Source organism: Streptomyces sp. CB09001 (genome assembly GCF_003369795.1).
Taxonomy (GTDB): Bacteria; Actinomycetota; Actinomycetes; order Streptomycetales; family Streptomycetaceae; genus Streptomyces.
Window position 1 is genome coordinate 4,213,919 of sequence record NZ_CP026730.1, and the last position, 26,758, is coordinate 4,240,676.

Annotated in this window: 19 protein-coding genes and 1 pseudogene; 15 read left to right on the forward strand and 5 right to left on the reverse strand. The window is 71.9% G+C overall.

The features are described from left to right. Window positions 1-33 precede the first annotated feature (33 nt). The gene (locus C4J65_RS19635; protein ID WP_240330464.1) at window positions 34-828 is read left to right on the forward strand and encodes a TetR/AcrR family transcriptional regulator; all 795 of its coding nucleotides are present in this window, start codon (window positions 34-36) and stop codon (window positions 826-828) included. Here C4J65_RS19635 and C4J65_RS19640 read toward each other — a convergent pair. Both C4J65_RS19640 and C4J65_RS19645 read right to left on the reverse strand, forming a co-directional pair. Next, window positions 813-1,688 carry a MaoC/PaaZ C-terminal domain-containing protein gene (locus C4J65_RS19640; protein ID WP_115746539.1) on the reverse strand — a complete coding sequence of 292 codons (876 nt, stop codon included), beginning with the start codon at window positions 1,686-1,688 and terminating at the stop codon, window positions 813-815. The two genes, C4J65_RS19635 and C4J65_RS19640, sit on opposite strands and share 16 nt — an antisense overlap. Beyond that, window positions 1,688-2,980, reverse strand: coding sequence for a 3-oxoacyl-ACP reductase (locus C4J65_RS19645; protein WP_115743581.1), 1,293 nt, complete (start codon window positions 2,978-2,980; stop codon window positions 1,688-1,690). Before C4J65_RS19645 ends, C4J65_RS19640 begins: the two co-directional genes overlap by 1 nt. A gap of 418 nt (window positions 2,981-3,398) precedes the next feature. Between C4J65_RS19645 and C4J65_RS19650 the strand changes: the two are divergent. The 6 genes and pseudogenes from C4J65_RS19650 to C4J65_RS19675 form a co-directional block, all read left to right on the forward strand. Then, a pseudogene (locus C4J65_RS19650) lies at window positions 3,399-4,082 on the forward strand (response regulator transcription factor); the annotation flags it as partial. Between the two features lie 137 nt (window positions 4,083-4,219). Then, window positions 4,220-5,698, forward strand: a complete 1,479-nt coding sequence (locus C4J65_RS19655; protein WP_115743583.1) for a HAMP domain-containing sensor histidine kinase — start codon at window positions 4,220-4,222, stop codon at window positions 5,696-5,698. 131 nt (window positions 5,699-5,829) lie between these two features. Then, window positions 5,830-6,972 carry an ROK family transcriptional regulator gene (locus tag C4J65_RS19660; protein WP_240330465.1) on the forward strand — a complete coding sequence of 381 codons (1,143 nt, stop codon included), beginning with the start codon at window positions 5,830-5,832 and terminating at the stop codon, window positions 6,970-6,972. Between the two features lie 95 nt (window positions 6,973-7,067). Further along, a complete protein-coding gene (locus C4J65_RS19665) occupies window positions 7,068-7,478 on the forward strand; it encodes a cysteine/serine endopeptidase inhibitor (RefSeq protein ID WP_115743585.1) in 411 nt (136 codons plus the stop codon). Between the two features lie 16 nt (window positions 7,479-7,494). After that, entirely contained in the window at window positions 7,495-8,235 is a 741-nt protein-coding gene (locus tag C4J65_RS19670) for a chitinase (protein ID WP_115743586.1), read from the forward strand. A gap of 12 nt (window positions 8,236-8,247) precedes the next feature. Further along, window positions 8,248-8,748 carry a CAP domain-containing protein gene (locus C4J65_RS19675; protein ID WP_115743587.1) on the forward strand — a complete coding sequence of 167 codons (501 nt, stop codon included), beginning with the start codon at window positions 8,248-8,250 and terminating at the stop codon, window positions 8,746-8,748. 80 nt (window positions 8,749-8,828) lie between these two features. Here the strand turns inward: C4J65_RS19675 and C4J65_RS19680 are convergent, their stop codons facing one another. Continuing rightward, window positions 8,829-10,007: a beta-1,3-glucanase family protein gene (locus C4J65_RS19680; RefSeq protein WP_115743588.1), complete on the reverse strand. Its 1,179-nt coding sequence runs from the start codon at window positions 10,005-10,007 to the stop codon at window positions 8,829-8,831. 235 nt (window positions 10,008-10,242) lie between these two features. Here C4J65_RS19680 and C4J65_RS19685 point away from each other — a divergent pair, with 235 nt between their 5' ends. Both C4J65_RS19685 and C4J65_RS19690 read left to right on the forward strand, forming a co-directional pair. After that, window positions 10,243-11,529, forward strand: coding sequence for an acetyl-CoA C-acetyltransferase (locus C4J65_RS19685; RefSeq protein WP_115743589.1), 1,287 nt, complete (start codon window positions 10,243-10,245; stop codon window positions 11,527-11,529). A 223-nt stretch (window positions 11,530-11,752) separates the two neighbouring features. After that, the gene (locus tag C4J65_RS19690; RefSeq protein ID WP_115743590.1) at window positions 11,753-13,681 is read left to right on the forward strand and encodes an AMP-dependent synthetase/ligase; all 1,929 of its coding nucleotides are present in this window, start codon (window positions 11,753-11,755) and stop codon (window positions 13,679-13,681) included. Between the two features lie 215 nt (window positions 13,682-13,896). On the opposite strand, the gene C4J65_RS19695 is transcribed toward C4J65_RS19690, so the two are convergent. Then, entirely contained in the window at window positions 13,897-14,100 is a 204-nt protein-coding gene (locus C4J65_RS19695) for a cold-shock protein (protein ID WP_003974443.1), read from the reverse strand. Window positions 14,101-14,391: 291 nt separating this feature from the next. On the opposite strand from C4J65_RS19695, the gene C4J65_RS19700 reads away from it, so the two are divergent. The 3 genes from C4J65_RS19700 (at window position 14,392) to C4J65_RS19710 (ending at window position 19,647) form a co-directional block, all read left to right on the forward strand. Beyond that, window positions 14,392-15,243 (forward strand): menaquinone biosynthesis protein, encoded by an 852-nt coding sequence (locus C4J65_RS19700; protein WP_115743591.1) that lies wholly within the window; start codon window positions 14,392-14,394, stop codon window positions 15,241-15,243. Between the two features lie 81 nt (window positions 15,244-15,324). Next, the gene (locus C4J65_RS19705; RefSeq protein WP_115746540.1) at window positions 15,325-17,160 is read left to right on the forward strand and encodes a serine/threonine-protein kinase; all 1,836 of its coding nucleotides are present in this window, start codon (window positions 15,325-15,327) and stop codon (window positions 17,158-17,160) included. Window positions 17,161-17,340: 180 nt separating this feature from the next. Next, complete coding sequence (locus C4J65_RS19710) at window positions 17,341-19,647, forward strand: PQQ-binding-like beta-propeller repeat protein (RefSeq protein ID WP_115743592.1); 2,307 nt, start codon at window positions 17,341-17,343, stop codon at window positions 19,645-19,647. An 89-nt stretch (window positions 19,648-19,736) separates the two neighbouring features. Here C4J65_RS19710 and C4J65_RS19715 read toward each other — a convergent pair whose 3' ends face one another. Then, window positions 19,737-24,335 (reverse strand): FtsK/SpoIIIE domain-containing protein, encoded by a 4,599-nt coding sequence (locus tag C4J65_RS19715; protein WP_115743593.1) that lies wholly within the window; start codon window positions 24,333-24,335, stop codon window positions 19,737-19,739. A 274-nt stretch (window positions 24,336-24,609) separates the two neighbouring features. Between C4J65_RS19715 and C4J65_RS19720 the strand changes: the two genes are divergently transcribed. The 3 genes from C4J65_RS19720 (at window position 24,610) to C4J65_RS19730 (ending at window position 26,728) form a co-directional block, all read left to right on the forward strand. After that, the gene (locus C4J65_RS19720; RefSeq protein WP_240330467.1) at window positions 24,610-24,909 is read left to right on the forward strand and encodes a WXG100 family type VII secretion target; all 300 of its coding nucleotides are present in this window, start codon (window positions 24,610-24,612) and stop codon (window positions 24,907-24,909) included. Between the two features lie 109 nt (window positions 24,910-25,018). Then, window positions 25,019-25,333, forward strand: a complete 315-nt coding sequence (locus C4J65_RS19725; protein WP_162833253.1) for a hypothetical protein — start codon at window positions 25,019-25,021, stop codon at window positions 25,331-25,333. A gap of 72 nt (window positions 25,334-25,405) precedes the next feature. Continuing rightward, window positions 25,406-26,728: a hypothetical protein gene (locus C4J65_RS19730; protein WP_115743595.1), complete on the forward strand. Its 1,323-nt coding sequence runs from the start codon at window positions 25,406-25,408 to the stop codon at window positions 26,726-26,728. The last annotated feature ends 30 nt before the right edge of the window (window positions 26,729-26,758 follow it).

Below are 26,758 nucleotides of genomic sequence, written 5' to 3' on the forward strand. Positions count from 1 at the left end.
GAACACCGCCGCACGGACCGTACGCTGATTCGCATGGGTGCAGGGAAGACCAAGCGGATGCCGCGTGCGGTCCGTGAGCAGCAGATGCTGGACGCCGCCGTGAGCGTCTTCGGCCGGCGCGGGTACATGGCGGCGTCGATGGACGAGATCGCCGAACTGGCGGGCGTGTCCAAGCCGCTGGTGTACCTGTACCTGAACTCGAAGGACGACCTCTTCAGCGCCTGCATCGACCGCGAGGCCCGCGCCCTCACCGAGGCGGTGCGGGCCGGCGTGCGTCCGGGGCTGTCCGCCGACGGACAACTCTGGTCGGGGCTGCGGGCGTTCTTCACGCACGCCGCGCGGCACCCGGACGCCTGGCGGGTGCTGCACCTGCACGCCCGTACGCACGGGGAGCGGTTCGCCGCCGAGGTGGCGGTGATGCGCGAGGAGATCGTCGCCTTCGTGACGCAGCTGATCGCCGCCGCCGCGCGCGACGCGCACCGGGACCCGCACCTGGCCGAGGGCGAGGTCGCCGGGCTGGCCGAGGCACTGGTCGGGGCCGCGGAGTCGCTCGCCGACTGGGCGGGCGCCACCGAGGGCGTCACCGCGAAGCAGGCGGCGGCGACCCTGATGAACTTCGCCTGGGCCGGCCTGGGCGACCTGATGGCGGGGCGGCCGTGGTCCGCGCCGGAGGAGCCCGGACCGGAGGAGACCGGACCGGGGGAGCCCGAGACGGGGGAGCCCGGACCGGGGGAGCCCGAGCCGGAGGAGCCCGAGTCGGGGGAGCCCAGACCGGAGGAGCCCGGAACGGTGGCGGAGCCCGCGCCGGTGGCTCAGGCCGCCGGGTAGGGGCCGACCTCGCCGGACAGGTGCAGCCGCCGTCCTCCGTCGCCGCCGCGCAGTTCGAACCGGCCGTCCCCGGCCCCGTACGCCACCGCCCCCGGCAGCAGCACGGGCGCCCGGAACTCCGCCCGCACCACGGCCGCGTCCGGTGTCCCGTGCTCGGCGAGGCAGCGGGCCACGGTCCACATGCCGTGCGCGATGGCCCGCGGGAAGCCGAACAGGCGGGCGGTGAGCGGGTGCAGGTGGATCGGGTTGCGGTCACCGGAGGCGGCACCGTAGCGGCGTCCGACGTCACCGGCGAGTTGCCACTCGGCGCGCACGGGGAGCGGGTCGCGGTCGGCCGAGGGGGTCTCCCCGGCGGGGAGCCGGGCGGTGGTTCGGTGCCGGGCCAGGTAGGTGCTGCGGGACTCCCAGACCGGGTCCGCCCCGGCGCGGACCTCCGTGACCACCGTCGCCTCGGTGCCGCGCCGGTGCGCGGCCAGCCCTTCGACGTACACGGTGAGTTCGTACTCGGCGGTCGCGGGCATGGCGGCCCGGCGGATGATGCCGACGGACGTGTGGACGAGGCCGAGCAGCGGCAGCGGGAAGCCGCGGCCGCTCATCAGGCGCATGGCCATCGGGAAGCCCAGCACGTGCGGATAGGTCACGGGGAGCGCGTCCGCGCCGGTCGCGAACCCGCACGTCCGCTCGTACGCCGCGAGCCGCGCGAGGTCGACGCGCAGGCCGGGCAGGACCAGCCGGGTGCGGGGGAAGTCCGCGTCCGGGCGGGGACGCTTGAGGGGCGACAGGAGCGCGCCGCGCGCGAGGAGCGGGGCGAGGGCGGGGGTGCCGGTCAGGGTGCTGGTGGTCGGGGCCGCGGTGGTCATCACGCCCCCAGCAGGCTCTGGCCGCAGACCCGTACGACCTGGCCGTTGACCGCGCCGGAGGCCGGGTGGGCGAGCCAGGCGGTCGTCTCGGCGACGTCGACGGGCAGTCCGCCCTGGGCGAGGGAGTTCATGCGGCGGCCGGCCTCGCGGATGAGGAGCGGGACCGCCGCCGTCATCCTCGTCTCGATGAACCCCGGCGCCACCGCGTTCACCGTCACCCCGTGATCGGCGAGGGCGCGGGGCGCCAGGGAGCGGACCAGCCCGACGATCCCCGCTTTGCTCGCGCCGTAGTTGGTCTGGCCCGCGTTGCCCGCGAGCCCGGCGATGGAGGCGGTCGCCACGATCCTGCCGCCCCGGTTGACGGCGCCCGCCGCGAGCAGCGCGTCCGTGGTGCGCAGGACGCTCGCGAGGTTGACGTCGAGGACCGAACTCCAGCGGTCGGCGGGCATGTTGACCAGGCGCCGGTCGCGGGTGATGCCCGCGTTGTGGACGAGGACGTCGAGTCCGCCGGGCAGCGCGGCGGCGATGCGCTCGCCCGCGTCCGCCGCGGTGATGTCCAGCGCGAGGGCGGTGCCCCCGAGGCGTTCGGCGGCCCGGCGTGCCGCCTCCTCGGCCTGCGGCACGTCGAGGACGACGACCTGGGCGCCCTGCCCGGCCAGCGTCTCGGCGACCGCCGCGCCGATGCCCCGCGCGGCACCGGTGACCAGGGCGGTGCGTCCGGCGAGGGGGAGGGTCCAGTCGTCCGGGCCTGCGCCCCCACTCGCCGTCCCGACCTCGATCACCTGGCCGCCGACGTAGGCGGAGGCGGGGGAGAGGAGGAAGCGGAGGGTGGACTCGGCGGCCGCCGCGTCGGTGAGCCGTACGAGGTTGACCGTCCTGCCCCGCCCGATCTCCTTGCCGAGCGAGCGCGTGAATCCCTCCAACGCCTGCTGCACGGCGGCCTGGTGGTGGTCGGCCGGGTCGAGCGGGGCGCCGAGCACCACCACGCGGCCGCTCGCGGCGACGGACCGTACGACGGGGTGCAGCGCGGCGTGCACCTCGGCGAGCGCGTCGGTGTCCCGTACGCCGGTGGCGTCGAGGACGACGGCGGCGGGGCGGCCGTCCTCGTCCCGGGGCAGGCCGGTGCGGGCCAGGACGGGCGCGAGGTCGAGGCCGGTCTTTCCGGCGGTGAGGTGCAGCAGGCCGCCGTCGAACGCGTCCCGCCGCAGGGCCGTGGGCTGCGGCAGCCCGAGCCGGCGGGTGAGGAAGCGGCCGGGTGCGGTGCCGGTGAAGCTGAGATAGCGGTCGGCCATGTCCTGTCTCCCCTACGACTCTGTCGTGTCCACGCGCGCTCACGAGTGCTTACCCGGAAGTAAGGTTACCGGAGGTAATCCCGGGGCGGGTGAGGAGCGGGACGGGAGCAGTTCTCGCGCGGGATTCGGGCGGCCGCCGGGCGGGCTCTAGCTCAAGGCCGCGCCCCAGGGCACCCCGCTCGCCTCCCACGGGTTCGCGCTGAGGCCGCACAGGTACGGCGCGGAGGCGAGCGCCCCCGGCGTCAGGCGGATGCCCGTGAGGCGTTCGGCGGTTCGGTGATCCGCCGGTAGTCGTCGGCGGTGGGTTTGCCGGTCATGGCGGCATCCCGTCATCCGGCCCGGGCGCCGTGTCCGTGCTTCTGTCGCGCGTAACATCGCCTCGGGGAAGCAGAGTTGGGACCGCTGGGGGGAGTGCCGCATGGCTGGCAGGGCCGGACGGGTTCTCGTGGCCGACGACGACGTGAGCACACGGCGTTCGCTGGAACGGGGGCTGCGCCTGGGGGGTTTCGAGGTGACGCTGGCCGAGGACGGGCACGCCGCGCTGGAGGCGTTGCGCGGACAGCGGCCGGACATCGTTGTCCTCGACGTACGCATGCCGGGGCCGAGCGGTATCGAGGTGTGCCGGGCCCTGCGCGAGAGCGGGGACGACGTGCCGGTGCTCATGCTCTCCGGTCTGGACGAAGTGGCGGACAGGATCGCTGGGTTGCAGGCCGGCGGTGACGACTACCTGGTCAAGCCGTTCGCCCTGCAGGAGCTCACGCTGCGGCTGCACGCCCTGCTGCGCAGGCGCCGTCCGGCCGCCGGTGACCGCGTGCGGGCCGGCGGCCTGGTCCTGGAACCCTCCGCCCGCCAGGCGTCACTGGACGGACGGCCCCTGCGACTGACGCTCCGCGAGTTCGATCTGCTGGAGATGCTGGCCCGCAACGCGGGCATCGTCCTGACCCGCGGCCAGTTGCTGGAGCGGGTCTGGGGGTACGACGCCGAAGTCCGCACGGACGTCGTGGACACCTTCGTCAGCTACCTGCGACGCAAGACGGAGGCGCACGGAAGCCCCCGCATCCTGCACACCGTGCGCGGCGTCGGGTTCGTGCTGCGCACGGACGGGAGCCCGCACGAGAGCACCGGCGGGAGCACGGGCGAGAGCGCGGTCTTGCCGACGGGCGAGAGCGCGGTCCGGCCCACGGGCGAGAGCACGGTCCGGCCCACGGGCAGGAGTGCGCGAGCGGCCGGAGCCGCCCCGTGAGGCTCTCCACCCGCATCGCGCTGTCCGCCGCCGTGATCGTGCCCGTGCTGGCCCTCGCCACCAACTACCTGCTGCTGGACTGGTTCACCGGCGACCTGCGCGCCGAGCAGGAGAGACAGCTGCGTTCCCGCGCCACGACCCTCACGCACAACGCCCAGGCCTATCTGCAGGCCGTCGAGGCCGGCCACCCCGTCGCCGCCAGGAACGCCCGGCGGCGACTGGTCGTCTCGTCGCCGGACGTGGGCTTCCGGCTGCGGGCACCGGGCGGCGTCGTCGCGGCCGGTCCGCGGCACGACCCGGCGCTGTCACTGCCGGACGAGGCCAGAGAGCCCGTCGTCCTGGACGGCGCGGGGCCGGGCGGCACCAAGTGGCTCGTCATGTCCCGCCGGGTCACACCGCCGAACGGCACACCCCCCGACCGGCCCAACCTGTGGATGTACTCCCCGGACACCGCCTACCGGGCGCAGCTGGCGCGGGTTCGGCACCGGATCCTGACGGTGGCCCTGCTGTCCGCGCCCGTCACCGGGGCGATCGCCTGGCTCATCGCGAGCCGCGCCACCCTGCCGCTGCGCCGCCTCCAGCACCGGGCGAACGGACTCGACCCCCGCAGCACCGTGCTCCGCCTGGATCACACGCCGAGCGGCGTCACCGAGGTGGACGACCTCGCCGGCACGCTGAGGACCGTACTGGCCCGGTACGACGAGCAGGCGGCGCGCGCGGGGGAGGCGCTGGAGACCGCCCGGTCCTTCGCCGCGGCGGCCTCCCACGAGATGCGCAACCCGCTGACGAGCATGCGCACCAACCTCGACGTCCTCACCGAGTACCCGGACCTCGACGCGGCCGACCGCGAGGAGGTGCTCGCCGACCTGGCGCGTGAACAGGCCCGGCTGCTGGGACTGCTGGGGATGCTGCGCACGCTCGCCCAGGGCGATCTGGTCGAGGCCGACGCCTTCACCACGCTCGATCTGGGCGCGCTCGTCCGCGCCTGCGTCAGGGACCTGCGCCGGTCCCACCCCGGCGCGCTGCCGACCGTGCGGGCCGCGGACGGCCTGCTGGTCCACGCCTGGCAGGAGGGGCTGCGCTCGGCGGTGGACAACCTGCTGATCAACGCCTGGACCCACGGCCGCACCAGGACGGGGGACGCCCGCATGGAAGTGACTCTGCGGGCCGTCCAGGGGTTCGGCGCACCGGCGGCCGTCCTCACCGTCGACGATCACGGCACGGGCGTCCCACCGGAGCTGCGCGAGGCGGTGTTCCGGCGCTTCCACCGCAGCCGGGACAGCCCCGGTTCGGGCCTCGGCCTCACCCTGGTCGCCCAGCAGGTCGCCCTGCACCAGGGGCGGATCGTGGCGACCGACCGTCCGGACGGAACACCCGGAGCGCGCTTCGAGGTGCGGCTGCCGGTCACCGGCGTCCAGGACGTCACGCACACCCTGCCGCTGCTCCGTCGCGACTGGCTGACCGCCGCCGACTGAGCCGGCGTACCCGCCGACTGAGCCGGCGTGCCCGCCGGGCCCGTCACAAGAATTTCACAAGATCGGCTCCTACGTTCCTCCCCACAGCAGGCTCGGACTGCTGCGGGGGAGGGATGCCGGAAGTGCCGGACGTGCGAACGCACTCGGACCAGGTGCTGCGGTCGTTGCGCCAGTCGGGCCCCCTGACCAGGGGAGAACTGGGGGAACTGTGCGGACTGTCCCGCACCACGCTGTACGAGGTCGTCAGCAGGCTCGTGGACCAGGGTCTGGTGGTCGCCACGGTGCCGGACGCCGGACCGCGCGGACGCGGGCGCCCGGCGGAACTGCTGGCGCTGAACCCGGACGCCGGGCGGGTCCTCGGCGTCGACTTCGGCCGGCGGGCCGTCCGGGTGGCCGCGATGGCGGTGCTGCACGACGACGTCGGCACCGCCGTTGAGCGCTGTCCCGCCGACGCGCCCTGGCCGGAGCGGGTCGCCCTCGCGCGCCGGCTGGCGGACACCCTGACCGGCGGGCGGCCTCGGCTCGACGGGTTCGACGGGGTCGGGGTCTCGGTGACGGACCCCGGCGCCGGCTCGTCCGCCCCGGCCGACCGGCGGGCCCTGGCGACGCTGGTCGGCCGCAGCTTCGGCACCCGGGTCCGCCTGGACGCCGCCCCGCGGCTGGCGGCGCTGGCCGAGACCGTGCGGGGCGCGGCCGCGGGACAGCGGGACGTGCTCTACCTGGAACTGTCCGACCGGGTCGGCGGCGGACTGGTCAGCGCCGGCGCGCTGCACCACGGCGCACACGGCCGGTCCGGGGAGTTCGGGCACATCACCGTGGAGCCCGCGGGCCCGTCCTGCGCCTGCGGCGGCCGGGGATGTCTGCAGACGGTGGCGTCCACCGGGGCCGTACTGCGCGCCTACCGGGCCGCGGCGGACGTACCGGACCTGACGGCCGCGCTGTGCGCCGGTGAACCGGCCGCCCACGCCGCGGTACGGCGGGCGGGCACGTACGCGGGCCGGGTGCTGGCCGGCCTGGCGAACGCGCTCGCACCCGGCGTCGTCGTCGTGGGAGGCGAACTCGTCACCGCCGCACCGGCGCTCATGGAAGCCGTCCGGCGAGAACTGGCGGCGAACGTCGTGCGGTGCGGCTCCCGGCCGCCGCTGCCGGTCCGCCGCGCCGAACTGGGCGAATTCGCCGCCGCCCTCGGTGCCGTATTCCTGCTGCGGCGGCCCACCGAAGCGAGCCGGAGTAAATCCGGCCGCAGGGCATTTAATCCGGACCCGGAATATTGACGGTCCTCGACGACAAAATTGGCGGCTTTCTAAGATCCCGGTGTCCGGGTGTGCTCATTCCACCCGCCCGCAGAGAGGAAAAACTCAGCGTGCTCATGAATCGGCGTGTCAGAGGAGTCGTCACCATAGGTGTGGCGGCCGCCCTTCTGGGCGTCGCGGAGGCGAGTCCGGCCTCCGCGGTCCCCGTCGGAACGGTGCGGCAGGGAAAGGCCACGTTCTACACGGACCGCGGCACCGGAGCCTGCGGAAAGCCGGTCGACGCGGCGCACCAGTCCATCGTTGCCGTCTCGCCGAAATGGTGGACGGCGGCAAACCCGAACAAGGACCCGTTGTGCGGTCTCAAGGTGCGCGTGACCTACCGCGGAAAGTCCGTGACCGTGCCGGTCCGGGACAAGTGCGCCGGCTGCGGCCCCCGTCACATCGACCTCGGGCGGCCCGCCTTCGCGAGGCTGGCCGCTCCGGCCAAGGGCGTCATCAAGGGCGTCAAGTGGAAGTTCGTCAGGTAGCAGAGGAGTTCGATCCATGTCCAAGCCCCGCATACTCACCGGGCTGCTCGCGGCCCTGACGCTCTCGACCCTGGCCGGACCGCTGGCCACCACGGCGTCCGCCGCTTCCGCCGCTCAGGCCGCTCCCGCCGCTCAGGCCGGATTCGTCGTCGGCAAGGCCGAGTTCAACCGCATGTTCCCGAACCACAACGCGTTCTACACGTATGCCTCGTTGACGAAGGCGATGAAGGCGTTCCCGGCCTTCGCCCACACCGGCGGCACCGCCGTCAGAAACCGTGAGGCCGCCGCCTTCCTCGCCAACGTCTCGCACGAGACCGGTGGGCTGAAGTACATCGTCGAACTGGACAAGTCCAACTACGACCACTACTGCGAACCGGACAGGCCCTACGGCTGCCCGGCCGGCAGGGCCAAGTACTACGGACGCGGCCCGATCCAGCTGAGCTGGAACTACAACTACAAGGCCGCCGGTGACGCCCTCGGCATCGACCTGCTGCACCACCCGGGCCTGGTGCAGAAGAACCCGGTCGTCGCCTGGAAGACGGCCCTGTGGTTCTGGATGCGGCAGACCGGCTCCGGCCCCATGACCGGCCACCGCGCCATGGTGAGCGGGGCGGGATTCGGCCAGACCGTCCGCAGTATCAACGGCGCCGTCGAGTGCGACGGCCGCAGGCCGGACCAGGTGCGCCACCGGGTGGCCCAGTACGACAGGTTCGCCCGGATCCTGCACGTCGCGCCGGGCAAGAACAAGAGCTGCTGAGGGGGCGGGAACATGTTCATGTCCCGGTACCTCGCCGCGGCCCTGACCGTCGCCGCCGCGGCGACCGCACTGTCCGCGGGATCCGCCGCCCCGGCCTCGGCGGCCGCGCCCCCGCCCAGGACGCTGAAGGCCGACGTACTCAGGCTGACGAACGCCGAACGGGCCAGGGCGGGCTGCCCCCGGCTGAGGTTCGACGCGGCGCTCGCCAGGGCCGCGCAGCGCCACACGGCCGACATGGCACGGCACGACTTCGTCGGACACGTCGGATCGGGCGGCAGCACGATCGTGACCAGGGCGCGGGCCGCCGGTTACACCGGCTGGAACGCGCTCGCGGAGAACGTCGCCGCCGGCCCGAAGACCGCCGCCGCCGTGGTGAGGAGCTGGATGAGGTCTCCGGGCCACCGGGCCAACATCCTCGACTGCTCGCTGGAGCACCTGGGCGTCGGGTACGTGAAGAGGCCGGGCACCCGCTACGGGACGTACTGGACCCAGGACTTCGGCGCGAAGTTCTGATCCGCCCACCGCGAGCCGACCGCCGCGTGCGGTGTGCCGATGCCGCGGCACACCGCACGCGGCGGTGGTCTGCCGGAGGGTCAGAAGGGCGTGATCGTCAGGCGCAGGCGCTGGGGCGCATTGTCCTGGATGTACGTGGCGAAGTCACCCACGTCGTCGAAGGCGAAGCCGTACGCCTTGCCGTTGTTCACCACCGAGTGGATCGCCCGCGCGTAGTGGTTGGTGACGGGGGTCCGGTAGAAGGCCGCCGCGCCGGTCGTGGGCTGGGCGCCGGCGCGCAGCAGCACGGAGCGGTTGAACCCGGCGCCGAGCACCGCGGCCACGGGGCCGCGCAGGCCGTCGTTGGGCGCGGCAAGGCTGCCGTCGCAGAAGAGGATGTCGCGGGTGGTGGGCCGGTCGAAGGTGAGCGTGGCCGGACCGTGGAAGGTCAGCTTCCCGTTGCGTACCCGGCCGGTGAAGGTGCCCGCGTTGGTGCGGACGGTGAGGTTCTGCCGCGCGTACCGCTGCCAGACCCGGTCGATGTACGGGCCGTAGTAGTTCCCCGGGAAGCGTCCGGCGTCGAGGCCGTGCCCGGGGGCGAGGGCCCGCAGGTCGCTCACCACCAGCCGGTCGAACGCCTCGTGCCGTCGCAGGGCGGCGAAGACGGCCCGCCTGCCGCCCTTGCGCACCGCGCCGGTGGTGTGCCGTCCGCGCCCGGTCAGCTGCAGGCTCATCGGGACACCGAACATGTCGACCATGGTCGTGTTGCAGAACATCCCGTCGGCGTTGTGCGTGAACTCCGCGCAGTCGTGCAGGACCGGGTGGTTGGGGTCCGACGCCACCCAGCCGGCCGGGGTCTGCAGCGCGGGCCGCCCGTTGCCGTCCCGCACCACCCTGAGCTTCAGCTTCCCGCCCAGGGACACGTAGATGCGGCCCGACATACGGGGGAGGGAGAGATGGGTCTCGCCCTTCGCCGCGAGCGGGATCGCGTAGTCGGTGAACCCGCCCGTCCTGTTGTCCGCGAGGGCGAGCGGGACGGCGTTTCCGGCCCGGTCGACCCTGACCTGCCGGTCGTTCCGGGTCCCCACGATGTACACATGGACCGACGCGTTCTTGAACTCGCCGCTGTTGTTGACGACGGTCAGCGGCAGTCGCCCGCCCGCCGCCGCACGGGCCGCGGGTGCGGCGGCGGAGACCAGGGGGCCCGCAAGCGCGGCTCCTCCGGCCGCCACGAGAAGTGAACGGCGCGCTATTGACCGCGGACGGTCGTGGATCGTCATCCCGTAATTCTCCTCTGATCGGTGATCGGTGATCGGTGAATGGTGAATGGTGAATGGTGAATGGTGATCGGCTATTGGCGAAGGTGACCGTACTGCGATTCACGGCATTCCTTGATTTGTCCGGGATTTTTTCCCGTATGGATCCGTGAATCCTCTTCGTTCCCGCCCTGCGCGGTTGTGCGTGCGGTAGTGTTACCGCCGGTAAGTCCATGTCGCGGGTGAGGAGCGGTCCGAGATGAGCCCACTGACACAGCAGTCCACGCGCCGCGTCGCCGTGCTCGGCGGCACGCGCGTCCCCTTCGCCCGCTCCGACGGGCCGTACGCCACCGCCTCCAACCAGGAGATGCTCACCGTGGCCCTCGACGGCCTGGTCGAGCGGTACGGGCTCCAGGAGCCGGGCGCGGTCGGCGAGTTCGTGGCCGGCGCGGTCCTCAAGCACAGCCGGGACTTCAACCTCGCCCGCGAGACGGTCCTCGGCTCGGCACTCGACCCGCGCACCCCCGCCTACGACATCCAGCAGGCCTGCGGGACCGGACTCCAGGCGGTGATCGCCGCCGCCAACAAGATCGCCCTCGGGCAGACCGAGTCGGCGATCGCGGGCGGCGCCGACACGGCGAGCGACGCGCCGCTCGGCGTCAACGACCGGCTGCGCCGCATCCTCCTGGAGGCCCGCCGGGCGAAGACCACCGGCGGCAGGCTCAAGGCCCTGGCCAAGGTCCGCCCGGGACACCTCGTCCCCGACATCCCGCGCAACGCCGAGCCGCGCACCGGCCTGTCGATGGGCGAGCACGCCGCGGTGACCGCACGGGCCTGGGGCATCACCCGTGCGGAACAGGACGCGTTGGCCGCCACGAGCCACCGGCGGCTGGCGGCGGCGTACGAACGCGGCCTCTTCCAGGAGCTGGTGATCCCCTTCCGGGGCCTGGCCCGCGACCAGAACCTGCGCCCGGGCTCGACGGTGGAGAAACTGGCCGCGCTGAAGCCGGTGTTCGGGCTCGACGGCCCCGGCCCCACGATGACGGCGGGCAACTCCACGCCCCTGACGGACGGCGCCGCGACAGTGCTCCTGGCGAGCGAGGAGTGGGCCGAGGCCCGGGGCGTCGAACCCCTCGCGTACCTCACGGCGTACGAGACGGCGGCCGTGGACTTCGCCGGCGGGGACGTGGCGGGCGGGGAGGACGGGCTGCTGATGGCCCCCGCGTACGCGGTCCCGCGGATGCTGGAGCGGGCCGGGCTCGGAACCGGGGACTTCGACCTCGTCGAGATCCACGAGGCGTTCGCGTCCCAGGTGCTGGCCACGCTGGCCGCCTGGGAGAAGCGCGGCCTGGCCCCGGTGGACCGGGCCCGCCTGAACGTGGCGGGCTCCTCCCTCGCCACCGGCCATCCCTTCGCCGCGACCGGCGCCCGTATCGTGGCGACCCTGGCCACCCTGCTCGCCGAGCGCGACGGCCCGGGGCGCGGCCTGATCTCCGTGTGCGCGGCGGGCGGTCAGGGCGTCACGGCCATACTGGAACGAACATGACTTACCCTCAGGTAACCCCCAAGACTGCACACCTCCGGCGCGGGAAGATCGTGGAACGCGCACCAACTCCCCACGCGGGCGCCGTACGATCCCGGAACTGACCGCCGGTAACCCATGTCCGCGGAACCGGCGATGAACGCCTCGGCGCGCGAGGCACGTACGTCATGCAGCAGAGCAGCGACAGCAGAAGCAGTGTCTTTGCTGCACGTCCCAGGAGCCGCCCGTGTCCACCCCGCTTCCGTCCTTCGCCGCATCCGCCGCCTACGCCGACTCGCCCGGCCCCACCCTGGTGGCGCCCGAGACGCGGATGCTGGACGGGACCGTACGGGAGGCGTACGTACCGCCCTTCGCGCCGCCGGTGCGCCGCGGGTCCCTCGCCGACCTGCCCTTCGACAACGCGGCGGCGGTTCCGGGCCAGGTCGTCCTCAGCCGCCGCTCACCGGACGGCGGCTGGTCCGACGTCACGGCGGCCGAGTTCGCCGGTCAGGTGCTGGCGGTCGCCAAGGGCATGATCGCCGAGGGCCTGCTGCCGGGCGACCGCATCGCGATCATGGCGCGGACGACGTACGAGTGGACCCTGCTGGACTTCGCCGCGTGGGCGGCCGGGCTGGTCACCGTCCCCGTCTACCCGACCTCCTCCCTCTTCCAGACCCGCTGGATCCTCCAGGACTCCGGCGCCGTCACCCTCGTCACCGAGACCACCGCGCAGGCCGCGGCGCTCGGCCCCGAGCTGGACCGCATCCCCGACCTCAAGCACCTGTGGGTCATGGAGAAGGGGCACGTGGAGCGGCTGGCGGAGCTGGGCGCGCGGGTGCCCGACGCTGAGGTGGAGGTGCGCCGCGGCATGCTCGGCCCGGGCACACTGGCCACCCTCATCTACACCTCCGGCACCACCGGCCGCCCCAAGGGCTGCGTGCTCACCCACGGCAACTTCTTCGCCGAGGTCGACAACGCCATCGAGCTGCTCTATCCCGTCTTCAAGGCGGAGACCGGCGAGGAGCCCTCGATCCTGCTCTTCCTGCCGATGTCCCACGTCTTCGGCCGCATGGTCGCCGTCGCCTGCGTCCGCGCCCGGGTCCGCCTCGGCCACGCGCCCAGCCTGAAGCCGGAGGACCTGCTGCCCGACCTGGCGGCCTTCCGCCCGACCTGCCTGCTGACCATCCCGTACATGCTGGAGAAGGTCTTCAACAGCGCCCGCGCCAAGGCCGAGTCCGGCGGCCGGGCCTCCGCCTTCGACCGGGCCGTCTCGGTGGCGGTGCGCTACGGCGAGGCCAAGGAGGCCCGCCAGACCGGCACCGGCGGCGGCCCCGGCCGCGGCCTGAAGACCGCCCGCTCCTTCTACGACCCGCTCGTCTACCGGAAGATCCGGGGTGCCATGGGCGGCCGGGTCAAGTACGCCATCTGCGGCGGCTCCCCGCTCGGCCGCCGCCTGGCCGCCTTCTACGCCGGCGCCGGCATCGAGATCTTCGAGGGCTACGGCCTCACCGAGACCACCGCCGCGGCCACCGTCACGCCCCCGCTCAAGCCGCGCCTGGGCACGGTCGGCTGGCCGCTGCCCGGCACCCGCATCCGTATCGCCGCCGACGGCGAGATCCTCGTCGCCGGGGAGCAGGTCCTGCACGGCTACTGGGACCCGCAGGCCGGCGGCGTCGTCCAGGCCGCACCGGACGGCTGGTTCGCCACCGGTGACATCGGCAGCCTGGACGACGAGGGCTATCTGACGATCACCGGCCGCAAGAAGGAGCTGCTGATCACCGCGGGCGGCAAGAGCGTCGCCCCGGCCCCGCTGGAGAACTGGCTGCGCTCCCACCCCCTGATCTCCCAGTGCATCGTCCTGGGCGACCGCCGCCCCTACGTCACCGCCCTGTTCACCCTCGACCCCGACGGCGTCACCCACTGGCGCCGCATGAACGGCAAGCACCCGGTGCCGCCGGAGCTGCTGACCGACGACGAGGACGTCCACGCCGTGCTCCAGCGCGCGGTCGACGAGGCCAACAAGCTGGTCTCCCGCCCGGAGTCCATCCGCCGCTTCGCCGTCCTGCCCAGGGACTTCACCGAGTGGGAGGGCCACCTGACCCCCTCCATGAAGCTCCGGCGCGAGGTGATCATGCGGGACTTCGCGGGGGCGGTGGAGGCGCTGTACGAGGGGTAGGCGCTGCACGGGCGTCAGGCGCTGGACTGGGGGCAGGGCCCTTCCAGCGGGTGCTCAGCGGCGGGTGCCCAGCGGCGGGTCTCGGCGGCGGGCGATGTCGGTGACCAGACCGGGCCCGCAGCCGAGGTCGGCCACCTGCCCCTGCGGCCCGATTTGTGAAAGGCAGGAGCCCCGTCGCCGAAACCGGCGCGGGGCTCCTTGGGTACTGCTGTCAATCAGACAGGAGTGACATTCTCCGCCTGCGGACCCTTGGGGCCCTGCGTGACGTCGAAGGACACCTGCTGGTTCTCCTCGAGGGAACGGAATCCCTGAGCGTTGATCGCGGAGTAGTGGACGAAGACGTCCGGGCCGCCGCCTTCCTGGGCGATGAAACCAAAGCCCTTTTCGGCGTTGAACCACTTCACGGTTCCGGTAGCCATAAGCCCTCCTTGGGCCCAAAGGGTTGCCCTGCTCCAGAACCAGCAAGTGTGAAGACTTTGAATGCCGCACAACTGCATACGTCTGAGAACGACGAGAGCCCGCGGTCACATGCTCCGCAGGCTCTGTACTGCAAGGGAAACCAAACTGCAACTTGCTGTGAGCCTAGCACGCAGGCCCCCGAGCGCAACAGAGGTCAAGATCACTTCACCCGGACGTTTGAACACCTGCGCCGATCGGCTGACGCCGGGGTCGGCGTCGGGCGGATGCCGGCGGAGGGCTAGCCTCCCGATGTGGACAATTCTCGCACCCGGCCGCGTGTCGGCCACATCCAGTTCCTGAACTGCCTGCCCCTGTACTGGGGGCTCGCGAGAACAGGCACGCTCCTCGACTTCGAGCTGACGAAGGACACCCCGGAGAAGCTCAGCGAGCAGCTGGTGCGCGGCGATCTCGACATCGGTCCCGTCACCCTGGTCGAATTCCTCAAGAACGCCGACGACCTCGTCGCCTTCCCCGACATCGCCGTCGGCTGCGACGGCCCCGTGATGTCGTGCGTGATCGTCTCCCAGGTCCCGCTGGACCGCCTGGACGGCGCCCGGGTCGCCCTCGGGTCGACCTCACGCACCTCCGTACGCCTCGCCCAGCTGCTCCTGGCGGAACGGTTCGGTGTCCAGCCGGACTACTACACCTGCCCGCCGGACCTGAGCCTGATGATGCAGGAGGCCGACGCGGCCGTCCTCATCGGGGACGCGGCCCTGCGCGCCAACATGATCGACGGCCCGCGCTACGGCCTCGACGTGCACGACCTGGGCGCCCTGTGGAAGGAGTGGACGGGCCTGCCGTTCGTCTTCGCGGTCTGGGCGGCCCGGCGCGACTACGCGGAGCGCGAGCCGGACATCACCCGCAAGGTGCACGAGGCCTTCCTCGCCTCCCGGAACCTCTCCCTTGAGGAAGTGGAGAAGGTCGCGGAGCAGGCCGCCCGCTGGGAGGCCTTCGACGAGGACACCCTGGCGAAGTACTTCACCACCCTCGACTTCCGCTTCGGCGCCCCGCAGCTGGAGGCGGTCACCGAGTTCGCCCGCCGCGTCGGCCCCACCACGGGCTTCCCGGCGGACGTGAAGGTGGAGCTGCTCGACACCCCCTGACCCCGACGCGCCCCGGGTGCCGGTGCGGGCGGGCCACTACCCTGCTCGCAGGTACCGGCGTACGGGGGAGGGGTGGACGCCATGCGGCCGCTCGAAGTCGACGAACCCACCGTCGTGGGGCCCTACCGGCTGCTCGGCCGGCTCGGCTCCGGCGGCATGGGCCGGGTCTACCTGGGCCGCAGTGCGGGCGGCCGCACGGTCGCGGTGAAGATCGTGCACCCGCACTTCGCGCTGGACGAGGAGTTCCGGGCCCGGTTCCGGCGCGAGGTGGCCGCCGCGCGCCGGGTCGGCGGCGCCTGGACCGCGCCCGTACTGGACGCCGACCCCGAGGCACGCGTCCCGTGGGTCGCCACGGCGTACGCGGCCGGCCCGTCCCTGACGGCGGCCGTCGCGGAGGGCGGCCCGCTGCCCGCCCACTCGGTACGGGCGCTCGGCGCGGGCCTCGGCGAGGCGCTGGCGGCCGTGCACGAACTGGGCCTCGTCCACCGTGACGTGAAGCCGTCCAACGTCCTCCTCACCCTCGACGGCCCCCTCCTGATCGACTTCGGCATCGCCCGCGCCACGGAGGGCACGGCTTCCCTGACCTCGAAGGGCGTGTCCATCGGTTCCCCCGGCTACATGTCACCCGAGCAGATCCTCGGCAAGGGAGTGACCGGCGCGGCGGACGTCTTCTCGCTGGGCGCCGTGCTGGCGTACGCGACGACGGGGCAGCCGCCCTTCCCGGGCGACTCCTCGGCCGCGCTCCTCTACAAGGTCGTCCACGAGGAGCCGAGCCTCGACGGCCTGGACGGGGAACTGCGCGAGCTGGTCGCCTCCTGCCTGGCCAAGGACCCGGCCGCCCGTCCGGTCCCCGCCGAGGTGGCCCGGCGGCTGGCCCCCGAGGGCGCGGCCCGCCTGGTGACCGGCGGCTGGCTGCCGGGGGCGCTGGTGGAGCGGGTCAGCCGCAGCGCCGTACGGCTGCTGAACCTGGAGGCGGCGGAGACGGGGCCGGGGGCGGTCGCGGGGGAGGCGTCGGGCCCGGGGGCGGGGGAGGCGTCGGGCCCGGTGGGCTTCAGCCGGCCGTCGGTCACGGCGGGCGGGGATAACGGGACGGGCGCTCCGCGGGGACCGGAGGACCGGGCGGCACCCACGCCCGCCGGTGCCTCCGGCACCTTCGGTCCTCCCCCGGTGATGCCGACACCCACGGCGCCCTCGACGCCACTCCCACCGCCACCGCCACCGCCACCGGCCTCCTCCTCATTCGTCCCCGGCGCGAGGGGCCCGGAGCAGCCGGGCGGCGATGCGGGCGCCGGGCCCCTCGCGCCGGGGACCGGGCAGGGTACGGGCCCGGGCACGGGGTACCCGCCCGGCAGGCTCGCGCTCTCCGTCGCGGCGACCTCGACGCAGGGCGCCCAGGGACGCGGCCGCCGGATCAGCTGCACCGTGGCACTGGCGGTGGCGGGCGCGCTGGCGGCGGTGACGGTGGGGTCGGTGTTCGTCCTGGACCTGCTGCCGGGCTCGGGCAACGACGCGCACAACGCGGGCGGCAACGAGGCCTCCCACGATCCCCCGGCCGCCACCCCCGGCGGGCTGCCCGCGCGCTACCTCGGCACCTGGGAGGGCCAGGCCGCCGCCCTGAACGGCAAGCTGCCGCTGGGCACCTTCCGGATCACCATCAAGCAGGCGAAAATCGGCCAGGAACTGGGCAGGCTCCGCCAGACCGACGCGCTGGGCGGTGTCTGCGTCGACGTGATCACCCTCAAGAAGGTGACGCAGAAGCAGATCGTCGCCGGGTCCGTCGGCGCCGAGGGCAACCACGACGGCTGCAACCCGGCGCCCACCACGGTCACCTTCACCCCGGTCGGCGACGACCTCGACTACGCGTCGAAGAGCGAGGAGTCGGGCCGACCGAAGGCACGGCTGTCGAAGATCAAGTAGCGGGACCGGGTCTCCACCCGCCCACTGCCTCCGCATCCGCCGCGCCATGCCCCGGTAATGGCCCTGCCCGGTAATGGCCCTGCCCCCTTTGTTACTACTGTGTCTGCGATACGAGCACCGGTGATGAGATGACCGTTCGTCAAGGCGTTCGTCAAGGTTTCGCTACGGGGAAGGCCCGCCATGGAGACACTGCAGTCGGACGATCCGCGGGAACTGGGCAGTTATCGCCTCCTGCGAAGGCTCGGCGCCGGTGGAATGGGCCGCGTCTACCTCGCCCGATCGCCCGGCGGCCGCACCGTCGCCGTCAAGGTGGTCCGCCCCGACCTCGCCGCCGACCACGACTTCCGCGAGCGCTTCCGGCACGAGGTCGAGATCGCGAAGGCGGTATCCGGCCGGTTCACCGCCCCCGTCGCGGACGCCGACCCGGACGCGCCGCTGCCCTGGCTCGCCACGTCGTACGTCCTCGGTCCCGATCTGACCGACGTGGTCGCGGCCCACGGGGCGCTGCCCGAACGCACGGTTCGCGCACTGGCCGCCGGTCTCGCCGCGGCTCTGCGGGACATCCACGCGGCGGGCCTGGTGCATCGGGACCTCAAGCCTTCCAACGTTCTGCTCGCTGCCGACGGGCCCCGGCTCATCGACTTCGGCATCGCACGGGCGGTGGACGGCAGCCGCATGACCCAGACAGGAGTGGTGGTCGGCTCGCCCGGCTACATGTCGCCGGAGCAGGCGACGGGCAAGGACGTCGGCGTCGCGGGTGATGTCTTCTCCCTCGGTTCCGTGCTCGCGTTCGCGGCCACCGGGCGGGCTGCCTTCGGCGACGGCACGACCTCGCACGCGGGGATGCTCTACCAGGTCGTGCACGGAGAACCCGACCTGACGGACGTACCCCCCTCGTTGCTGGGACTCGTCCGCGCCTGCCTGATGAAGGACCCGACGCAACGTCCGGCGCCGGGTGAGATCGTCGCGGCGCTCGCCGGGCAGGGCATCGACGCCGCCCTCCACGACTGGCTGCCGTCGGCCGTCGCATCGACCATCGCGACCCACGCCGCGGGAATCCTGGACCTGGAGGCACCCGGAACGCCGCGGACCGCTCCGCAGCCGGAGAACCACCCGGCGACGGGCTTCGGCCCGGCACCCACCATGCTCGACGGCGGGTCGTCGACCGGAACGGCCGCTCATGGCACGATGCCCGGCGGCACCCCGGTACCCGCGTACGGGACTCCGCTGCCCGGCACCGTCCGACTCGGAGGGACCGCAGAACCCGCTCCTGCCCGCTCCCGTCGTCGCGTCCTCGGCCTGGCCCTGGGTGGCGCGGCCGCCGTCGCGGTGGCCGGGGGCGGTATCGCCTGGGCGCTCACGTCCGACGACGCGTCCGACGATGCGAAGGGGACACCCGGCACCGGCACTTCGGCCGATCCGGCGGACGACGACTTCACGACTCCGCCCGCCGGGGTGGCCCCCCAGCCGCTGTGGCACAAGTCGGCCGGGAAGGACAGCACCAGCCCGCGCGTACCGCTCCTCACCCACGACGGACTGCTCCTGGTCAGCGGCGACCCGCTCGTGGCCTACGACGTCCGGACCGGCAAGGCCCGCTGGACCAAGGCGGGCATCTGCCGGCCCGGGGCCCGACTCCTCTTCCACGACGGCAAGGTGTTCCTGGCCGACGGCGACTACGAGGGCGCTCTGGTCGCCTACGACGTCAAGACCGGCGAAGAGGCCTGGCGCAGCCGCCTCGGCAAGCAGCTGTCCGTCGAGGACACGATCGCGATCGACGAGAAGAACCTCTACGTCACGGCGACCGACTACGGCCAGTCGAAGAGCGCCACCAAGTACCGCACGGCCGTCGCGGCCGTCAGCCACACCACGGGAAAGAAGACGTGGATCCAGCATCGGGACTGGGGCACGAAGGACTACGACGTCCAGGGCACCGCCTCCGGCAAGTACCTGGTCTATGCCGACTCGAACCTCAACCTCACCGTCCGGGACACCGCCACCGGCGGCCAGCTGTGGACCAAGAAGATCGGTGACGAGTGGTCCTGGCAGCCCACGGTCGCGAACGGCCTCGTCTTCCTGCCGGGCGACGAACTCGAGGCCGTCGACGTGGAGAAGGGCACAACGGCCTGGACACTCCCCCCGGCCGGCCGCCGCGGCTTCGACAACCCTACGGTCGTCGACGGCGTGCTCTACGTCAGCGACCACGACGACGGCGTATGGGCGGTGAACGTCAAGACCGGCAAGCGGAACTGGCTCTGCGACGAACTGGACGTCGACGGCCCGGAGTCGTTCCGCCGCGTGGGCTCGACCCTGTACGGCGCCACCGGCGCCGTCGACGGCGGCATCGTCGCCCTGGAGACGCGGACGGGCAAGCTCCGCTGGACGTACACCGACAGCAAGGCCGCCGGCGAGCCGTGGCAGGTCGCCCTCGCGGGCAACCGACTGCTGGCGACGCACGGCCAGGAGATCTACGCGCTGCCCGCGGTGTAGCGAGGACGACGGGCCGCTGAGACCTCTCGGTCCCGCGGCCCGTCGTCCTTTCCGGGCGGCTGTTGTCCTCTCCGGGCGGCCGGTGCCCGTCACATCGGCGTCGTGACCGTCAGGTGCTCGCCGCTGCCGAGGTGCAGCATGCCCTTGCCGGGAGTGATCTGGCCGCCGACCATGCTCCGGTTCGTACGGATGCCGATCAGTTCTCCCGCGGAGCTGTCCTGCGGAGACAGCAGGATGCCGCGGCGGGCCTTCTTCATGTCGACCTGCCAGCCGGAGAAGCCGTCGCAGATCTCCTCCTCGTCACCTGCGATGACGACGGCCAGGCCTTCCTCCACCCCGCGTTCGACGATGCGCTTGAAGATGTCCTCCGCGTCGCAGTCGTCGTGCACCTCGGCGTCGTCGACCAGGACGACGATCGGCTGCTCGGGACTGGCCGTCCCGACGAGCTCCTCCATCTCGTCCTCGTCGATGTCCCGTCCGGTGAAGACCTTCAGGACGCCCTCCGTCCCCTCCAGTTCACGCAGCGGGGACGGGCGGGGTGCCGCCAGGATCAGCCGTACGCCCTGGGCGAGGCAGGAGCGCGCGACGTTCAGCAGCACCGTGCTGCGCCCGGACTTCGCGGGCCCGCCGATCACGAACGCCGGGACACCCTGGGCGAGGTCCGGGCCGAAGGCGGTGAGCTCGTCACCGCCGACACCGACCAGCGCCCACAGCGGGGAGGCGCTCGCCACCGGGTCGCGCATGGCCCAGGCGTCGGCGAAGGAGATCCGGCTGGGCAGGACGTCGACGCGGAACGGGCGGCGGGAGCGGGGCAGGCCGGCGTCCCGGGCGGTCGCCGCCTCACCGATCGCGGCGAGCGCGGCGGCCTGACCCTGACCGGTGGTGTCCTCGGCGAGCAGCGCGAACTGGGTCTCGATCGCCGTCCCGCTCGCGAAGCCGCGGCCCGGCGGAATCTCCTCGGGGATCTTGCGCGCGTTGATGTCCAGCAACGAGAAGTCGCCCCGGTCCGCGAGGCGCAGACCGTACTTGTCCTCGGTGAGGGAGGAGATCCGCCCCGTCAGCAGTTGACGGTCACCGGTGATCACCAGGTGCAGGCCGACGCTCGCGCCCTCGCGCATCAGCGCCATCACCTGGTCGGTGAGGTCGCCGTGGTTGTACTCACCGAGCGTGGGCAGCCAGCCCTCCCAACGGTCGAGGAGGACCACGATGTGCGGCAGTCGCTCGTCCTCGGCCGCGGCGGTCCGCTGCTCCCCGATGTCGGCGTAGCCCTTCTCCGCCAGCAGGTCCTGCCGCCGGGTGAGTTCACCGGTGAGCCGGTTGAAGAACCGGATGACCCGTTCCTGCTGATTGCGGCTGACGACCGCGCCGCAGTGCGGCAGCCGGGTCAGTGCGTTCAGGGCGCCGTTGCCGCAGTCGATGCCGTACAGATGGACGTCGGCGCTCGACAGGGTGCGGGCCAGGGAGCCCGCGATGGTACGCAGCACCTGCGAGCGGCCGCTGCGCGGGCCACCGGCGACGAGCAGGTGCCCGAAGGTGGCGAAGTCGACGACCACCGGGCGGCGGGCCTGGTCGGACGGCAGGTCCGCGATGCCGTACGGGGCCGCCGACAGCGCCCCCTGGCCGCGCACCTCCGGAATGTCGTCCAACAGCAGGGACTCGTCCAGGGCGGGCAGCCACGGAGAGTGCTGGGCCGGAATGCCGAGGCTCTGGTTGGCCTCCCGGATGGCGTCGACCAGGACCTTGAGGTCGGTGATCTCGTCGTCCTCCCGCGCCTCGGTCTTGGGCTTCGTCAGCGCGGCCCGTCCCAGTTCCTGCCAGGAGAGCTGCCCGGCCCACGGGGCGAGCGCCGCCGGATCGGCGGCACCGGGGCGCCGGCCACCGACGCGGCCGGACTGGAAGGGAACGAGGGAGGCGTGGCCGAGTCGGACGTACGCGCGGCCCGGGGTGCTCTTGGCGATGTGACCGGCTTCCGGAGCGTCGATGACGTCGGTCGACTCACCGGCGTCGGTCACCCGCAGGGCGATCCGCAGGTTGGTGTTGGCGCGGATCTCGGGCGACACGACACCACTCGGCCGCTGGGTGGCCAGCAGGAGGTGAATGCCGAGGGAGCGGCCTCGCTGCGCGATGTTGACGAGCCCCGTCACGAAGTCCGGCAGGTCGCGCACCATCGACGCGAACTCGTCGATGACGATGAGCAGTCGGGGCACGGACGGGTGGGACGGGTCCCTGCGCGACAGGTCCTGATAGTCCTCGATGTCCTTGGCATCAGCGGCGGCGAGAATGTGCTCGCGCCGCTTCAGCTCCGCGCCCAGCGATTCCAGGGCGCGTTCGACGAGGTGCGCGTCGAGGTCGGTGACCATGCCGACGGTGTGCGGGAGTTTGACGCAGTCCTTGAAGGCGGACCCGCCCTTGTAGTCGACGAGGACGAACGTCATGTTCTCGGGGGTGTTGGCGACGGCGAGCGCGGCCACGATGGTCTGGAGCAGCTCCGACTTGCCCGAACCGGTCGTACCGGCGATGAGGCCGTGCGGGCCGTCGCGCCGGATGTCGATGCCGAAGGGACCGTCGTAGGACTCACCGATGACCGCCATGGTGGACTGTCCGCCCATGCGCCAGCGCGCGGCGACGTCGTCGCGGGTCGGGGGCTCCAGCTGGAGCACGTCGAGGAGCCGACTCGAGGACGGGAGTGCGGAATCCTCGGTCTCGCCACTGATGTCCCGCAGGGGCGCCAGCGCCCGGGACAGCCGCGCGCACCAGGCGGGGGAGACGAGGTCGGGCCGTACACCGGACCTGCGCCGGGCACCGGTCTGCTCGACGCGCAGTCGCAGTTCGGGGGCCCGCTCGGCGGTCTGCTGGTTCTGTTGGGCGCCCTGGTGCCAGGCCTGGAAGGACGGGAAGCCACCGGCGGCGGCCTGCGGGGGGTTGCCGGGCCGTGCGGCGACGGTGGCGTCGTGGGCCAGCGGCTCGGCGACGACGAAGGCCTGGCATTCGCCGGGCAGGAAGCGCTCTTCCTCGTCCAGGCAGATCGCGTACATGGCGACCGCCGGCCCTTCCCGCAGGAGCCGTACCACGCCCGGCAGCGACCTCAGCCGGCGCGACCCGTCCCACACGACGACGATGTCCGGGTCGGAGAAGGCGGGGCCGACACCACCGCTGTTGTTCTCCTTCAGGGCCTTCTGCCTGGCGTCGAGCAACTGCGTCAGCTCGCCGACCCGGGCGCTCACGGTCTCGGAGTCCGTCCCGATCACCACGTTGACGTCCTGGCCGCTCGTGGGGCGGGCGTGCGGGAGCCAGCGGACCCAGTCCCAGCGCGGCTCCGCGTGGTTCTCGGTGAGCACGTAGAACTGAACGTCCATCGGGCTGTGCAGTACCGCGGTCTGCGCCACGACCCATCTCGCGAGTGCCTGCGCCGAGTCACCGGGCCCGGCGACACCGATGACGCCCAGGTCCCTCAGCGGCAGCGCGACGGGAGAGTCCTCGATCTCCCAGGTGACCTGACGCTTGTGCTCGTCCTGCTCCGGGTCGTCGAGAACGACTTCGGACGACACCTGGCCGGTGCCGACCCGAAGGAGCAGATGGTCGGCGTCCGTGCGCCGCCTCTCCCACAACCGGGTACGCGGCCCGGTGCCGAAGGCCAGCACGGAGGCGGGATCGGGGCTGGCGGCGCGTCGGTCGAGCCGCTCCAGCCGCAGCGCGTCCTGGGCGTCCTTCTCGATCCGCTCCTTGGTCTCCTTGTACTCCTTGACCTGCTTCGCATGGGACTTGCGGCCGTGCTTCTTGTCATTGAAGTAGTTGCCGAAGAGCATGACCGGACTCAGCAGAGCCATGATCAGGTAGTACCAGCGTCCGAAGATCATGACGGACACGACCGCGCCGACCAGCGGGAACAAAGCCATCAGCCAGGGCAGCGGCCGGACTTCGTACTCCCTGGGCGGAGAAGGCAGCCGGAACTGTGTCTTGCGCTCCGCCGGACGCAATCGCGGAGGCCGGTTGTAGTCGAGCCCGGCTCCGTCCTCCGACCACTTCAGGGCGGCATCGGGAGGGGAGTAGCCGGCTATCTCCAGGAGCGTGTTGCCGAGGGCGAGTTGGGACCCCAGGGGCCAGCTGCCACCCTCGAACCCCTCGCCGTCGAGCCGCGGATGTGCGCTGTCGCCGCCGCCCTTCCCCTCTTTCTCCTCGTCCCCGGCGTTCTTCGGGCCGATGCCGTGCAGGGCGACGTCGCAGGTGCCGTCCATGGCGATGGACAGAGTGGCGGCACGCGTGGCGAGTTCGGGGTCGTCGACGCGCAGGTGCGCGGCCGGGCCGCTGCCGATGTCGTACCGACCGACACCCAGCCGGTGCACGGCACCGGCCGCGGGACCGCCGGCCACGCGGAACTCCACGACACCCGTCGGCTCGCCGGACACGCAGCCCGCCGGGTCGTGCAGGCTGACGACAGCACCCTCGCGCAGTGGTGAGCCGACGATGTTGGCGTCGGGGTCGAGGGCGTAGCCGTCGACGAAGGCCTGCGGTGTACCGCCGGGGCCGAGTCGCCCGCCGATGGGGATGATGTCCGCACCACCGGCGACACCGACATGGCGCGCCAGCTCCCGAGTGATGTCGCCGACCGACGACTCCGGATCGGCGTCGAGCACCACATCGGTGCTGGCTCCGCCGACGGGGTCGACGACGGTCAGACTCAGGCGCACGTTCGTCCTCCTCGCTGGGCTGAGGCCGCCCCCGGAACGCATAACACAGTGAAGCGACCTTAGCCGCCGTAGCTCACCCCCGTGCAACGGGATGCGCGGGGCCGCGCGGGCCGGGATGTGCACCGGTTCACGCTTGTGCTGCCGGGCATCCCTGTCGTCCCAAGTGCCTCACCCGTAGGATCTTTGCTCTAGCGGACGGCCTGTGGATGTGGGGGCGGACCGCTTCAGTCACGCCACGGGGGAAGGCCCTGAGGCGATGGGAGGGAGAGCTGTCATGGCGAAGGACACAGACCTTACTTACGCCGAGATGGAGAAGAAGGCCACCGACCTCATCAAGGCGATGGGCGACATGGAAGACATGTTGAAGGCCATCGAGAAGGGTGTGGAGGAGCTGGTCGCGAACGGCTTCACCACGCAGAAGGCCTCCGGTGCGTACGACGAGTCCATCAAGGACTTCACCAAGGGCGCGGCCAAGACCGTCAAGGGCCTGGAGGGCCTGTCCAAGTTCCTCACCAACGCCAAGAAGGCGTACGAGGACCTGGACGAGCAACTGGCGAAGAGCGCCAAGGGCTGAGTCGGGGCTCACGCGACACAGCTCGGTGCGACGGAGCGTGAGTGCCCTGTCGCACCGGGCGGTTGGTGACGAATGCCAGCGGGCTGGCAGGTGGACATGAGGGGGTGCCGTGGCCGGCGGGAGCGATCAGCGGCTCGATCTTGAAGTGATCAAGGAGATGGGCAAGGGGCTCGGCAACATCAAGAAGGCGTTCGACGGCCTGGATGATCTGAGCGGCAAGTACGAGGACGACTTCGGCAACGGTGATCTGGCCGACACGTTCGAGGATTTCGCCGGCAACTGGGAGCTCAGCCGTAAGAGGCTGACCGAGGAGGTCGACGCGCTGGCCCAGATAGCCAAGGCCGCCGGCAAGGCGTATGAGGACATCGATCACCAACTGGCTCAGGCGCTTCGCGATGCCCAGGACCCGAAGAAGGCGAGCTGACTGATGGCGGGAAGGCCACGCGACTGGCATCCGGTCGCGGACAGCGACCCCATTCCTGGAGACGCGGACCGCATGGCGTCCCTGGGCAAGCAACTGCGCAAGACGGCGGACGAGCTCGAACGGCAGGTCCGCAACCTGAAGGCCGTCGCAGAGGTGGACGCCTGGGACAGCAAGGCGGGCAAGGAATTCCGCGAGAAGGCCTCGGGCAACGTCAAGAAACTCGAGGCGGCTTTCAAGAGGTACGACACCGCCGCCACGGCGATCGGCGCGCAGGTCGAGGAAGTGGGTGGCACTTACCAGGACAAGGTGACGGCCAGCCCGCGGAACTACGCCTCCGACCTCAACCGGGCCCAGGAGATCGCCGACGCGGCGCTCAAGGAAGCGAAGGACGCGGACGAGCGGAAGAGCGCGTCCCAGAAGAGCCTCGACAACCTTTCGGGCAAGGACGGGAGTAAAGACTCCGGCGACAAGGACCGCAAGGATCTCGAGGCGAAGAGAAACGCGGCCGGCGACGAGATCGACGCGGCACGCGAGAAGATCAACGACGCGAAGCGGATCCGTGACGACGCCGCCAAGCGTGCCCGTGAGTCCATGGACGCGGTCATCAACCACGACGCCCTCAAGGACGGGTTCTGGGAGACCCTGGTCGACGACATCGCGACGATCACCTCATGGGTCGCCACAGTGTGTGGAATTTTGTCGTTGCTCGTTGGCTGGATCCCGGTGATCGGGCAGGCTCTGGCCGGAGTACTGGGCGCGATAGCCATGATCGCCACGCTCATCAACTTCGTCGCCACACTCGTTCAGGTCGCTCAGGGCAACGCCGATTGGATGGACGTGGGGATGGCGGCCCTCGGCTTCCTCATGATGGGCGTGGGCAAGGGCTTCTCCAAGATCGCGGGAAAGTTCGCGAAGGGGACGCTGGGGCGGCTCGGCAAGGCCGGAGCAGCGCGCACCGCACGCCAGGTGAGTCGGGCCAACAAGAATCTCCGCCGGGCGGCCTACAAGGACGTGAAGCTCGGGAAGGGCGACATCCTGAAGTCGCTCAAGGAACCTTTCACGGAACCCTTCTCCAAGGCTGCGTGGGCGAAGAACCTGAAGACTTTGAAGCCGGGCGGCGGAAACTGGAGCGCGGCCAAGAACGAGTTGAGCCTGCGTGGTGACGGCAGTGTCCTCAAGGGACTTCCCAAATCGTTCTCCATGGCCGATCCCGGTGTCGCCTCAGACCTGAAGTCGATCAAAATGGGAACGGCGGCCTTGGGCAGCCAATTCGACGCCGCCGCCGTCAATCAGATCTCCAAGTCGGCCAGTCGTCTGTCCGTCGTCGGGGCCGGCATTACGCTGGGCGGGCTGAGTCTGGACGGAAACCTCCAGAAGATGGTCGGAATCGGCTGAGCCCGTCCATACCCGCATGAAAGGACCGAG